The organism is Novosphingobium sp., from assembly GCF_032093395.1.
Classification (GTDB): Bacteria; Pseudomonadota; Alphaproteobacteria; order Sphingomonadales; family Sphingomonadaceae; genus Novosphingobium.
Map to the genome: position 1 here is coordinate 1 of NZ_DAMDBA010000108.1, position 13,430 is coordinate 13,430.

General features: G+C 63.4%; 11 protein-coding genes and 1 pseudogene. 5 read left to right on the top strand and 7 right to left on the bottom strand.

The window, feature by feature from the left end:
- The 4 genes from gltX to RT424_RS22290 all read left to right on the top strand — a co-directional run.
- The coding region (gene gltX, locus RT424_RS22275; protein ID WP_313442706.1) for a glutamate--tRNA ligase at window positions 1–1,326 on the top strand (1,326 nt) is incomplete at its 5' end.
- A 13-nt stretch (window positions 1,327–1,339) separates the two neighbouring features.
- Window positions 1,340–2,623: a citrate synthase gene (locus RT424_RS22280; protein WP_313442708.1), complete on the top strand. Its 1,284-nt coding sequence runs from the start codon at window positions 1,340–1,342 to the stop codon at window positions 2,621–2,623.
- Window positions 2,624–2,984: 361 nt separating this feature from the next.
- The gene (locus RT424_RS22285; protein ID WP_313442710.1) at window positions 2,985–4,184 is read left to right on the top strand and encodes an amidohydrolase family protein; all 1,200 of its coding nucleotides are present in this window, start codon (window positions 2,985–2,987) and stop codon (window positions 4,182–4,184) included.
- Window positions 4,185–4,235: 51 nt separating this feature from the next.
- Window positions 4,236–4,457 carry a hypothetical protein gene (locus RT424_RS22290; protein ID WP_313442712.1) on the top strand — a complete coding sequence of 74 codons (222 nt, stop codon included), beginning with the start codon at window positions 4,236–4,238 and terminating at the stop codon, window positions 4,455–4,457.
- A gap of 19 nt (window positions 4,458–4,476) precedes the next feature.
- On the opposite strand, the gene RT424_RS22295 is transcribed toward RT424_RS22290, so the two are convergent.
- From RT424_RS22295 to RT424_RS22310, 4 genes are all read right to left on the bottom strand, one after another.
- The gene (locus tag RT424_RS22295) at window positions 4,477–5,853 is read right to left on the bottom strand and encodes a sensor histidine kinase (protein WP_313442714.1); all 1,377 of its coding nucleotides are present in this window, start codon (window positions 5,851–5,853) and stop codon (window positions 4,477–4,479) included.
- Window positions 5,853–6,821, bottom strand: a complete 969-nt coding sequence (locus RT424_RS22300) for a hypothetical protein (protein WP_313442716.1) — start codon at window positions 6,819–6,821, stop codon at window positions 5,853–5,855. The genes RT424_RS22295 and RT424_RS22300 overlap by 1 nt, the downstream gene beginning before the upstream one ends.
- Before the next feature lie 35 nt (window positions 6,822–6,856).
- Window positions 6,857–8,038, bottom strand: coding sequence for a hypothetical protein (locus tag RT424_RS22305; protein ID WP_313442718.1), 1,182 nt, complete (start codon window positions 8,036–8,038; stop codon window positions 6,857–6,859).
- A gap of 108 nt (window positions 8,039–8,146) precedes the next feature.
- Window positions 8,147–8,449 carry an Hpt domain-containing protein gene (locus RT424_RS22310; RefSeq protein WP_313442720.1) on the bottom strand — a complete coding sequence of 101 codons (303 nt, stop codon included), beginning with the start codon at window positions 8,447–8,449 and terminating at the stop codon, window positions 8,147–8,149.
- Between the two features lie 69 nt (window positions 8,450–8,518).
- On the opposite strand from RT424_RS22310, the gene RT424_RS22315 reads away from it, so the two are divergent.
- The gene (locus RT424_RS22315) at window positions 8,519–11,194 is read left to right on the top strand and encodes an ATPase (protein WP_313442722.1); all 2,676 of its coding nucleotides are present in this window, start codon (window positions 8,519–8,521) and stop codon (window positions 11,192–11,194) included.
- A gap of 65 nt (window positions 11,195–11,259) precedes the next feature.
- Here RT424_RS22315 and RT424_RS22320 read toward each other — a convergent pair whose 3' ends face one another.
- The 3 genes and pseudogenes from RT424_RS22320 to RT424_RS22330 all read right to left on the bottom strand — a co-directional run.
- Window positions 11,260–11,550 carry a DUF1467 family protein gene (locus RT424_RS22320; RefSeq protein WP_313442727.1) on the bottom strand — a complete coding sequence of 97 codons (291 nt, stop codon included), beginning with the start codon at window positions 11,548–11,550 and terminating at the stop codon, window positions 11,260–11,262.
- A gap of 11 nt (window positions 11,551–11,561) precedes the next feature.
- Entirely contained in the window at window positions 11,562–13,187 is a 1,626-nt protein-coding gene (locus RT424_RS22325) for a ribonuclease J (RefSeq protein WP_313442725.1), read from the bottom strand.
- Window positions 13,184–13,430, bottom strand: a pseudogene (locus RT424_RS22330) (pantothenate kinase); the annotation flags it as partial. The pseudogene RT424_RS22330 and the gene RT424_RS22325, both read right to left, overlap by 4 nt.

The window sequence follows — 13,430 nt, forward strand, 5'->3', positions numbered from 1 at the left end:
CGGCACAATGGGGGCAAATACCTCCTGCGGATCGAAGACACCGATCGTGCCCGCTCCACCGAGCCTGCGATCGACGCCATCTTCGACGGCCTGACCTGGCTGGGCCTGGAAGGCGACGAGCCGGCAGTGTTCCAGTTCGCCCGCTCCGACCGCCATGCAGAAGTCGCCGCCGAACTGCTCGCCAACGGCCACGCCTATCGCTGTTACCTGACATCTGAAGAACTGGCCGAACGCCGCCAGAAGGCTCAGGAAGAACGCAAGCCCTTCCGTATCGACAGCGAATGGCGCGATGCCGATCCGTCGACGTGGCCTGCCGACAAATCCTATGTGGTGCGCGTAAAGGCGCCTCGCGATGGCGAAACCACCATCACCGATCTCGTCCAGGGCGAAGTCACGGTCAAGAACGAGGAAATCGACGATTTCGTCATTCTTCGCTCCGACGGAACGCCAACCTACATGCTCGCGGTCGTGGTCGACGATCACGACATGGGCGTCACCCACGTCCTGCGCGGTGACGATCATCTCAACAATGCCTTTCGTCAGCTCGTGATCATCCGCGGTATGGCGTGGGACGAGCCTGTCTACGGGCATGTCCCCCTGATCCATGGCGCCGACGGTGCGAAGCTGTCCAAGCGCCACGGGGCGCTTGGCGTCGATGCCTATCGCGACGAAATGGGCGTGCTGCCCGAGGCGCTGTTCAACTATCTGCTCCGTCTGGGATGGGGCCATGGTGACGAGGAATTCATCGGCCGCGCCAAAGCGATCGAATGGTTCGACATGGCAGACGTGGGCAAGTCTCCCTCGCGCTTCGACCTCGCCAAGCTTCAGAATCTCAACGGCCACTACTTGCGCGAAGCAGACGATCAGCGGCTCGCCCAGCTCGTCGCGCCGCGGCTCGAGAAGGCCGGCTTTGAAAATCCCGACCTCGTTCTGCTCGCGCAGGCGATGCCGGTGCTGAAGGTCCGTGCAAAGGACCTCAACGAACTTGCAGAAGGTGCAGAATTCCTGTTTGCCAAGCGTCCGCTCGCGTTCAGCGAGAAGGCGCAGGCGCTTTTGACGGACGAGGCGCGGGGGCGCCTAGCCGCCATGCACGAGCGTCTTTCCGGACAGTCCGAATGGACCCTGGAGGCACTGGAAGGCAACCTGAAGGCAATGGCCGAGGATCTGGGATTGGGCCTCGGCAAGCTCGCGCAACCCTTGCGGGCGGCCCTGACTGGTCAGACGACCTCTCCGGGTATTTTCGACGTATTGGTTCTGCTCGGCCGTGAAGAAAGCCTCGCACGCATTGGCGCGCAGGCGGACGCCACGACCGGGTCGCACATATAAGGAGTAAGAACTGGTGGGTGATCAGGTAAAACTGAATGCTGGTGGCACGGAATTCGACTACCCTGTTCTCAAGGGCAGTGTCGGCCCGGATGTCATCGATATCCGCAAGCTCTATGCCCAGACGGGCAAGTTCACGTACGATCCCGGCTTCACCTCGACGGCCAGCTGCGAAAGCGCGCTGACCTACATCGACGGTGACGAAGGCGTCCTGCTCCATCGCGGCTACCCGATCGGCCAGCTGGCCGAAAACTCGTCGTTCATGGAAACCAGCTACCTGCTGCTGAACGGCGAACTGCCGAGCGCAGCCGAACTGGCGACTTTCGAGAACACCATCACGCGTCACACCATGCTGCACGAGCAGCTGGCGAACTTCTATCGCGGCTTCCGCCGTGATGCGCATCCGATGGCGATCATGTGCGGCGTGGTCGGCGCGCTTTCGGCGTTCTACCACGACTCGACCGACATCTCCGATCCCGAGCACCGCAAGATCAGCTCGCACCGTCTCATCGCCAAGATGCCGACGATCGCCGCTGCCGCTTACAAGTACTCGGTCGGCCAGCCCTTCGTCTATCCCGACAACAAGCTGAGCTACACCGGCAACTTCCTGCGCATGACCTTCGGCGTGCCGGCGGAAGAATACGAAGTGATCCCCGCCGTCGAAAAGGCGATGGACCGCATCTTCATCCTCCATGCCGACCACGAGCAGAACGCCTCGACCTCGACCGTGCGTCTTGCCGGTTCGTCGGGCGCCAATCCGTTCGCGTGCATCGCGGCCGGCATCGCCTGCCTCTGGGGCCCTGCCCATGGCGGCGCGAACGAAGCCGCGCTGAACATGCTCAAGGAAATCGGCACGCCGGACAAGATCCAGCACTACATCGACCGCGCCAAGGACAAGAACGATCCGTTCCGCCTGATGGGCTTCGGTCACCGCGTCTACAAGAACTACGATCCGCGCGCCACGGTCATGCAGAAGACCGTCCGCGAGGTATTCGACGCGCTCAAGGTCACCGACCCGCTCTTCGAGACCGCCCTGCGCCTCGAGGAAATCGCCCTCAGCGATCCGTACTTCGCCGAGAAGAAGCTGTTCCCGAACGTCGATTTCTACTCGGGCATCATCCTCTCCGCCATCGGCTTCCCGACCACGATGTTCACCGCACTCTTCGCCCTCGCCCGCACCGTGGGCTGGGTCGCGCAATGGAACGAAATGATCTCGGATCCCGGCCAGAAGATCGGCCGTCCGCGTCAGCTCTACACCGGTCCGACGCAGCGCGATTACGTTGCGATCGGCCAGCGCTGAGCTTCCCGCTCGCAAGAGCGGCAGCGGCAGTTTGTCGGCTTACAGGAAGGCCCTCGCGAAAGCGGGGGCCTTTCCTTTTTCGGGCGACGCTCCGTAAAAAGCCATGCCGCCAACCCTCTCAAGGTTAAGCGCTTGATATGGAAAGGACCCTGTTATAGTATTTGCGACGATCCAGAATATTACAGCGGGGCGTTAGCGAATGATCCCAAGTGGTTTCGGAGCAATTTCTGCGCTTTTGCTATCCGCATCGCTGGTTTTTCCTGCCCAGGCTCAAGACGTAAGGTCGCCTCAGGCGGAAACGATATTTCGGAACGTACGCGTCTTCGATGGTCAATCGGATCGACTTTCAAATCCAACCAATGTGATCGTCAAAGGCAGCCTCATCTCGGCGATCGGGCCTGCAATTCCGACACCCGATGGTGCCAGGATCGTCGAGGGCAAGGGCGCCACGCTCATGCCGGGGATGATCGACGTACATGTCCACCTTACGTTCAGCGCCCTTACCGAACCCCAGCTTCTCGCGCCCGATCTCACGCCCCAATCGGCGGAAGCAGCAGCCGCCGTGCAAGCCAAGGCGATGCTTCTGCGTGGTTTCACTGCGGTGCGTGACATGGGCGGGCCGGCCTTCGGCCTGAAAGCGGGCATTGACGCTGGAAAGTACCAGGGGCCGCGCATCTGGCCTTCAGGTGCGGTCATCAGCCAAACCTCCGGGCACGGCGATTTCCGCCTGCCTAACGAACGTTCGCGCCGGTTTTTTGGAAAACCTTCCCGAGCCGAGGATCTGGGCGCAACGTTCATCGCCGATGGCCGCGACGAAGTACTCACCGCCACGCGCGAAAACTTGCGCTTCGGTGCCAGCCAGATCAAGCTGATGGCGGGCGGAGGCTCTTCGTCCGAATACGATCCCCTCGACGTTACCCAATATCTTCCGGAAGAAATTTCGGCCGCCGTCGCGGCAGCGGAGGATTGGGGGACCTACGTCGCCGTACATGCCTATACGCCGCGCGCCGTGCGTCGTGCGCTGGAGGCCGGGGTCAAATCGATCGAGCACGGACAGTTGCTGGATGAAGCCACGATCCAGCTGATCGGTACGCGCGGCGCCTGGCTTTCCCTTCAGAACCTGCCCCCGCCGCTGCCCAGCGACCCGCCGGAGCGCCTCGCAAACAAGATGAAGGTGCGCGAAGGGTCCGATCATGCCTGGGCATGGGCCAAGAAGTATCGGGTGAAGCTTGCCTGGGGTACCGACTTTCTGTTCCGGCCGGAGGAAAACCGCGAACAGAACGCCTATATCCTCAAACTGAAGCAGTGGTTCACGCCCGCCGAGATCCTGAAGATCGTCACTCACGACAATGCCCAGCTTCTCGCCCTGTCAGGCGAACGCTCGCCCTACAAGGGCAAGTTGGGTGTCGTCGAGGTCGGAGCGCTGGCAGACCTCATTCTGGTGGATGGCGATCCGATTGCCGACATCGACCTGATCGCAGACCCGGATCGCAATTTCCGCGCGATCATGAAGAACGGTGTGTTCTATCGCGAACCGGCCTCCCCGCGGAGGGGACCTTGAAACGACCACACCGCCACGTCATTCTCTGATTATTGCTTGGGAGGAATTGTAATGCCGTTCCTCAGGATACTAGCCATCGTCGTCGGGCTTTCGGGGATCGTGATCGGCCTGCTCTGGGTCGGCCAAGGCACCGGCATAATCTCCTGGCCCGCACAGAGCATGATGATCGACGATCGAAGCTGGGCCGTGCGCGGAGCGATCATGGCGGCGGTTGGATCGGTCCTGCTCTGGCTTGCGCGGCGCGGCAACGGCAGCAATGACAACCGGCTTTGACGGTTGCACCTACCTTCTATCAAGCCTCGAGATCCGCTGGAACGTCCAGGATGAACCGCGCCCCCTGCCCCGGTGCGCTTTCGACGACAAGATCCCCCCCCATTGCCCGGGCAAGGCTGCGCGAAATGTAGAGGCCGAGGCCGGATCCGCCGTCGCCGCTGCGACCAAGGCGTTCGAACTTTTCGAAGACCCTGCCCTGCTGATCTTCCGAGAGGCCCGGCCCCTGGTCGGCCACGATGATCCTGGCGCGCTCTCCCACTGATTCCAGCCTGATCCAGACCTGCGAACCTTCCGGCGAATAACGGATCGCGTTGCCGATCAGATTGAGCAAGACCTGCAAGACGCGTCGGTACTCCGCGATGGCCGGAAGATTTTCCGCCGGATGCGGCGCCTCTATGAAGATGCCTTTTTCCCGAGCCCGCACATTGAGAATGCCCGCAGCCTGCCGCGCCAGTTCCGACAGATCCACGCGGTCGGGCGCGGTGCTGAAGCCCTCCGTCTCCACCACTTCCAGGTCGGCGAGATCTTCCAGCAGTCCCAGCAAAAGCTTCCCGGCACTGGCGATTTCGCCCGCGTACTCCGCATAGGCATCCGGCAGGGGCCCGGCGAGCCGGGTACGGATCGTTTCCGCATTGGCGATGATCCGCGAGATCGGCTGACGCAGGACCGGCGCGAGATCCTGCCCCACCAGGCTGCGGCGCAGCAGGGGCTCCATCGGCTCGCGCACGGTCGCCGCCGAACCGGCAGGCATATCGGAAACCAGCAGCAACTCGAAGCCCGCCGGATCGAAGCCGGGGCGCATATGCGGCACGAGAGAGATGCGCCAAGCCCGTTGCGACCCGGGAACGACCACTCGCGCGCCATCCAACAGTCGCCAATGCAGCGGCTGCTTGTGGGCGATCTTTTCGGGCGGCAGGAATTCCGTCCAGGCATGACCGAATCCCGCGCTCATGGACACGGCAAGAGAGGCCAGTTCGACGCTGTCCGAAGAGACGGCCAGCAGGCGCTGCTCGGAGTCCAGCTGGGCCGACAATTCGGCGAGATGACGATCGATCATCGTGCGCCGACGCTCTACCGACGCGGCGTCTTCCATGGGTGCCGGCGCCGTCTGCCAGTTCCGCACGACGATCTGGCAGCCTTCGCCAAACCCCTGCGGCTCGACCTCCACCCAGGCGGTTATGACGTCGTTGCCGTCATGCGCAGCTACGGCGCGGGCGAGCCGGAATCCATAGCGGCGCGCCTTGCGTACGAGTTCCAGGAGTTCCGGGACGGCAATCGCACCGGGAAGTTCCCCGCCGCATCGCCGCTGAAGGCCGGCAAGAGGCTCGTCGGCCTCTAGCAGCCGGTCTTGTGCATCGCTGACCCCGCGAGCAAGGATCGTGCCTTCCATCAGCATCAGCCGCCCTGCCGTCCGCTGGCCAGGATCGACACGGCCACATCGACTCCCAACCGTTCGAACCCTTCGGGGAGCATGGCTTCGGGATGGATGGCGAGAAACTGCTTCTCGATATCAGGCGCATTGAGGCCCGCCGCACGCAAGGCCAGAGCAAGTCGCGCCAGTTGCGCCTCGTGCGTGGCAAGAACCGCCGCTTCCCGCCGCAGTCCCGATCCCGCGGCGAGCGCCGTGAAGAACAACGCCACACCGGCGTGGCCTACGGACAGTGCAATGTGAGATGCTCCTCCGAGGCCCGTCAACAGGCGCGAGGCAAGACTCAGTCGCGTTGCGCCTTCATCGTAGCGACGGCGGATACCCGCTTCGGTGGCGGCAAGCCTTTCGGCCGCCGTCTTTCGCAAGGTGCCGGCCCTCACCGCCATCATGCCGCGAACCGCCAGCAGCACGCGATGAAGCAGATCGCCGGGAAGCTCGTCCAAGGGCAGGCTCATCCCGCGTTGCGCCTGACACCACCGCGCCTGCGCAGCCAGCCAACTGACGGCCAGTCCATGGATCGGCCCCTCTGCCGACGCGAGCATGGCTTGGACCAAAGGAGACACGACCGGATCGAGCGCCATGCGTGTCTGCAGGCGCTCCGTCATCTGCCATTCCAATGCCAGGGAATGAATGTGCGAAAGTAGCAGCGCGTCCGCCATGAAGGTGCGCGAAAGGTCTTCCAGATCCTCTGCAAACTGCCCGGCGTCCGCTTCGCCCAGGTAGAGCTGCTCGACGATCTGACGGGCCAGATCCGCGACCATTCCGCGCACCCGCGCCAGAATCTCGTCGCTGAACAGCGCGCTGTCTTCCGCAGCGAGCAGGTACTGCAGAATGGGCAGCACACTGTCGGCCATGGCATCGCCGCGCGCCAGATCCGCACGGAGCAGAGCTTCCGCGGTCTGGTCGTCGGCCGGATGAACAGCGTTGTCGATCATCCGTCCCGTTTACCCTGTATCTGGTTAAGCCCCGGTTAGTCCTTCCGACGTAGCGGAAGAGCCATGCCGATCACAATAAGCGCGATCGCCAGAACTTCCACCACCGGCTCAACTTGCCCGAATCTTGCGGCAAAAGCCAGCAGAAGTCCCAATGTGGCACGGTCTGCGGCAAGCGATGCGACCATACCCGTCACGTAGCGCGGAATCAGCGCAAGAAGCATCATCAGCATGGCCGCCGGGAACATCCACGAGATCAGCGATTCGCCACCGAGCCGAGGCACGCCGGCCAGTATGGAAAGCCCGAATGCGGCATCCAGCAGCCAGCCCAGAACGTTCGCGCGCGGGATTGCGGGGGGCAACTGTCCAAGCGCGTGACGCTCGACCGAGCGCAACAGGCGGCTTGCCTCGACCAGCAATGCAGCCACGCCAAGCAGGAGAAACGCGGGGACGAGAAATTCGAACCACGCAAGGCCCCCAGCAATAGCCACGGAACCGACAACCCCGAGGCTCAGCATGTTGCTGGCGTTGCCTGCATGAAGCAGCGTGGAGCCGAACCGGAGCACGCCCCGCCGCGCTATCAGGCGACCAGGTGATACATATCCGCCATCGGCAAACCGTTCGTTGAGCCAATCCTGCTCCACCGCGTGAGCTTCGCTCTCATCGCGAATCAGGCGCCAGTCCACACCGCTTCGAACGGTGGCGGGAACGTCTCGCATGGGCACTGCCGATTGCAGCGCGATTCGCGTCAAGGCCGAGTGCACATCGCAGTCTGCCGGCAACTCCTGGAGATTTTCGACGAGATGTCCGGGAATGCGCATCAGGCCTGCACTTGCGCGATTGATGTCGATCCGCTCGAAGCCCGCCGCGAGCCCTCCTTCCACCGGCTGCACCAGCACTGCGGGGGAGCGGCCCTCAAGCAGCGGAAGGACGCCGGTCGGCTCCACGAACAGGCCCTCGCCGATGACGACCAGTTCGTCGCTGGCCGTGACCAGCCCGGACAACGACCTGGCTCCCGATGCGATGTAGAATTGCAGGCCGGCGTCTTCCGCCATGCGCTGCACGGCGATCATTTCCGGTGATGTCCCGCGCGCCAGGCAGATGACCCGCTGGCAATCGAGCGCGAGCGCAAGCCCAAGCTGATGCTGCGCAAGCGTCGCCCCGCCAATGCGCAGAAAAGCGCGCGGCAGCGTCTGACCCGCCACGGCAGGCTCCATCATGGCGAGCAAGGCGATACGCAGTTCGATACACTCCAGCGACCTGCAACCCTTAGGCAAAGGCCTGGCCGGTGCCAAGCCGGGGCCCTCCAAATGGCTAAGGAAAACCTCTCAGGTGGGGGTCAACTCGGCAAGAAAGGCCCGCAACTGGCGCACGACGCCAGGTTCGCCCGGGGCGCCGTCCAGCGCACGGTCCGCCAGCGCAAGCAATTGCGCCGAGTGAAAGCTTGCAGCCAGCCCCTTGAGCCGCATAGCGGCAAGCTGCCAATTGCCGTCGCATCGGGATCGCGACAACAGATCGACCTGTCGCGCCACGCTTTCCAGGAAGGATGCGCGCAACTCCGCGAAAAGCGTAGGATCTCCGCCCGCCGCAGCGGCCAGCGTCGCCTCAAGGGCACCTGCTTCATAAGCCATTTCCCCAGCTTAATGCCCAAACAGTTAAACCAGGCTTTATAGACGCCTCCTGCGTGGTATCCTGAAAGCATGGCTGGGGAACACAGGATCATCGCGTTCGGCGCGAACAGCAGCGAAGACAGTTCGGATCTTGCTTCGAACGGGAAATCGGAACACCGCATGGACGAAACCCTGGCGCTCGCCCGCCCACCGCAGGACGGCGGAGAAGACATTTCGGAGGACGCATGGCGCAGCGCGTGGGTCGCCACGGACGAGCCCGCCACGGTCTTGCAGTCGCGCGAGTGGTTGGCGCCAGTCCTGGCCGGTTCCGTCGCCGTCGCCTGGACCGCGTTCTTCGTCTATGCGCATGTGGCGGCCGACGCTGTACCGATCGGCCTTGAAGCGCTTCCCGCAATGGTCGCGCAATGGGCCATGCCTTTGGCACTGATCGGCGTGGTCTGGCTGCTGGCGCTGCGAAACAGCAGCCGCGAAGGCAGGCGTTTCGGCAATATCGCACGCACCCTGGCAAGCGAATCCGCGCAACTCGAAGCGCGTCTCGTCACCGTCAACCGGGAACTCAGCCTTGCCCGGGAGTTCGTCGCCGCCCAGTCGCGTGATCTGGAGACACTCGGGCGCCTGGCCGCCGAGCGGCTTTCCTCGAATGCCGAACGATTGCAGGATCTCATTCGAGACAATGGCTCGCGCGTCGAATCGATCAGCGGCGTCAGCCAGGCCGCGCTCGACAATATGGAAAAGCTGCGTAGCCAACTTCCCGTCATCGCCAGTTCGGCCAAGGACGTCACCAACAATATCGGCAATGCCGGCCGCGCCGCCCATGTCCAGTTGGAAGACATGATAAACGGCTTCAACCGGCTCAACGAGTACGGATCCGCCAGCGAGCGGCAGGTCGGGCAATTGCGCCAATCCGTAGAAGGCGCCCTCGCAGAGATCCACGATCGCAGCGAACAGATCGGCGCTCTTGCCGAAACGCGTTTCGCAGCACTCGCCGAACGTGGCACCGCTTTCCGCGCGGAACTGGACGGTCACGAAACCGCCGCGCTCGCGTCCCTCCGCTCCCGCGCCGGCATTCTGGAAGCCGAGATCAGCAACACCAGGGCGCAGCTCGACCTCCATGAGGAAGAAAGCCTCACTTCGTTGCGTGCTCGACTGGTCGCGCTGCGCGAGGAAAGCGACGTCGTTTCGCGCGCCCTCCGCGATGGCGAGGGCCGGGCTGCCGAGGCATGGCGGCAGGCGCTCGATGAAATCCACGGGGAACAGGCTGAGATCGCGCGGGGCATAGCCCAGACCCAGGAAGCGACGGTTTCCGCGCTGCGCGGCAGCCTTAGCGTCATCGGCAGCGATGCCGAGGCACTGGACCGGGCGATTTCAGAGCGACGGGAAAAGCTGGCTGCCGAAACCGGCGAGCGCCAGGCGCGTCAGGCCGAGCAGGAGCGTCACGCGCTTGCCCGCATCGATCAGATGCTGGGAGACCTTGATCACGCCGTGGCCGAGCGGCTCGAACGGCATCGCCTCCAGGCCGTGGCCTTGAACGATCGCGCCGCCGCGGTGACGGCGGAACTCGGCGATTACGAGGCACGGTTCGCAGCCATCGCCAACAGCAGCGAGACGCTTGAAACACGCCTGCGCGACAGTCTTGCTTCCCTGAGCGAGCGCCTGACTGCCGCGCGGGCAACGATGGCTGCCACCGATGGGGATGCCGAGAAGCTCACCGAAACCAGCGTGCGTCTGCTGGAACTGATCCAGGGCAGCGCACGCTACGCCCATCACGAACTGCCCGAAGCGCTCGCGGTGTCCGAAGGCCGTCTGGAGCGGCTTCAGTCCGGAATTACGACGGTGCTCGACGCCCTTGCCCAATCGGCGCGCAGCGGCGAGGAACTTGCGGGAGGCGTGGAGACTTCAGGCAACAATCTGAAGGAGTTCGCAGACGAGCTCTCCGCCATGCACTCGGACCTTTCCGAGCACGGCGCAGCGCATGCCAAGCTGCTCCAGGTCTTGCATACCTCGCTTACCGACATCGACGCGGCGACCGAGGCTGCGGCGGGCCGCGCCCGGAACGAATTGCGTGAAGCGATCGCGGCCCTTGGCGTGACGATCGATGAATCCGTGGCTGCGATCGAAACCGATAGTGCCGCGCGCATCGCCAGGGTTGCCGAAAGCCTGGGCACGGAAAGCGCGCAGGCGATAGACCGATCGATGCGCACGCGCGTTGCGGAAGTGACCGGTCAGCTGGATCAGGCTGTCGCCCATGCTTCTGGCGCAACGCGCGAGGCGACGATCCAGCTTCGAGAGCAGCTTTCCAAGGTCGATGACCTAGTTGGCAATCTCGAAAAGCGCGTCTCGCAGGCCCGCGAGAAGGCCGAGGAGCAAGTCGATAACGATTTCGCGCGCCGTGCCGCACTGATCACTGAGGCACTCAACTCGAATGCGATAGACATAACCTCGGCCCTTTCCAGCGAAGTCTCGGACACCGCCTGGGCCTCTTACCTGCGAGGGGACCGCGGAATATTCACGCGGCGCGCAGTGTCACTGCTGGATGCCGGGGAAATCAAGTCGATCCAGCAGCTTTTCGAACGCGATGATGCCTTCCGCGAGCATGTCAGCCGCTACATCCACGACTTCGAATCGATCCTCAGGCAGGTGCTCTCCACCCGGGACGGCAACGCACTGGGCGTGACCCTGCTCTCCTCCGACATGGGCAAGCTCTATGTCGCCCTGGCGCAAGGGATCGAACGGCTGCGAAGCTGATCGACAGCGGCCGACACATCACAAGAAAAGAGGCCCGCCTTTGCAAGGCGGGCCTCTTTTTTGTTTCAGTATCCGAGGTCTTCGACCGGCGGCTTTCCGAAGAAATTGAGATCGCCGACCGTGATCCACTGCTCGGCGTAGTTCGCGTAGTAGAGCCCGAAAAGCACCACCGCCAGCACGGTCGCGCGCCCGGCGATCATGCGGGGGCGGAAATTGACTGGCGCGCTGTCGGCATGGCCCTTCTCGACCTTGTACCCTTCCACCTCGCTGGGGGTGCGCAGGCCGAACGGCATGACCAGGAAGGCGCTCAAGACCCAGAACAGGCCGTAAATCGCCACCATCGAGGTCCATTGCATCGCCATTGCGGTCAATCCTCCAGCAGCATCACCTGCACTTGCGGTTTCTTGCCCGACCAGCGCGTGGCAGCACGACGCGCCGCAAGGCGGGCCGCTTCCACGCGGACTTCGCGGTCGGATTTTTTCGCGCGCCCCAGCGCATCGGCGACATCGCGCTGCGCTTCTTCGATGAACTTCGGATAGTCCTCGTCAAGCGGCAGGCCGATCGCCGCCACCTGGACATGGCCCTTGCGGTCGGCCGCCACCGAAACAACGCCGTTGAACGCGATGCGGCGGCGCATGACCATGGCATCACCGTCGGCGGGCGCGATGATATCGCCGTCAAGGATCAGGCGGCCCGAATGAACCTCTCCGAACTTGCCCGGCTTGCCCGGCGCCAGACGGACCAGATCGCCGTTCTTCTGGAATACCGCGTTCGGAATACCGCTTTCCAGCCCGAGCCGCGCCTGTTCTCGCATGTGGCGGATCTCGCCGTGGACCGGCAGCAGGATCTCGGGGCGCAGCCATCCATAGAGCGCGACGAGTTCCGGGCGTCCGGGATGGCCGGAAACGTGGATCATTCTCTGGCGGTCGGTGACGATGACGATCCCGGCGTCCGACAGGCGGTTCTGGATACGCCCGATCGGGATTTCGTTACCGGGGATCTGGCGACTGGAGAACAGGACGACATCGCCCTTCTCCAGCTTGATCGGGTGATTGCCCTCGGAAATGCGCGAGAGCGCGGCGCGGGGCTCGCCCTGCCCGCCCGTGGCGACGATGAGCACTTCGCCGCGTGGGAGGTCCATCGCCGTCTCTACATCGACCAGTTCGGGCAGCTTCTTGAGATAGCCGCTTGCCTGTCCGGTCTCGATGATGCGGTCGAGCGAACGCCCTGCGACGCAGAGCTTGCGATTGGTCTTGCGTGCCACCTCGCCCAGCGTCTGGAGACGAGCGACGTTGGATGCAAAAGTCGTGACCAGCACGCGGCGGCCGCGATGCTTCTTCACTTCATCCAGCAGCCCGCGATAGACTTCGCCTTCGCTGCCCGATGCCTCGGGATTGAACACGTTGGTGGAATCGCAGACCAGCGCCAGCACGCCCTCGTCGCCGATCGCGGTCAGTTCCGCCTTGGTCGCCGGGGTGCCAACTTGCGGCTCGTCGTCGAGCTTCCAGTCACCGGTGTGGAAGATCTTGCCGAACGGCGTGTCGATCAGCAGCGCGTTGCCTTCGGCAATCGAGTGCGCCAGCGGAACGTAGCGCATGCCGAAAGGCCCGAGCTCGAAGCGGTCGAGGTGATCGATGACGATCAGTTCGATCTGATCGAGAATACCTGCCTCTTCCAGCTTCGCGGCCACCAGGCGCGCGGTGAAGGGCGTGGCGTAGATGGGGACGTCCAGTTCCTGCGCGAAATAGGGAACCGCGCCGATGTGGTCCTCATGCGCGTGGGTGAGCACGATACCGAGCAGGTTCTCCCGCTCGCCTTCGATGAAATCGAGATCGGCGAAGACCAGATCGACGCCCGGATATTCGTTCATGCCGAAAGTCATGCCCAGGTCGACCATCAGCCATTTACCCTGGCAGCCGTAGAGATTGACGTTCATGCCAATCTCGCCCGAGCCACCGAGCGCACAAAACAGCAGTTCGTTACCTGGAATCACGTCTTCGATGCCCTTTCGGCAAGAATGGCGAGGCCTTCGAGCGTCAGGTCGGGATCGACCGCGTCGAAAATATCGGAAGCCTCGTCGAACAATACGGCTAGCCCGCCGGTCGCGATGACCTTGGCGGGACGCCCGATTTCAGCGCGCATGCGGGCGATCAGGCCCTCCATCATCGCCACATAGCCCCAGAACACCCCGATCAGCATCTGATCCTCGGTATTGCGGCCGATCACGCTCTTGCTG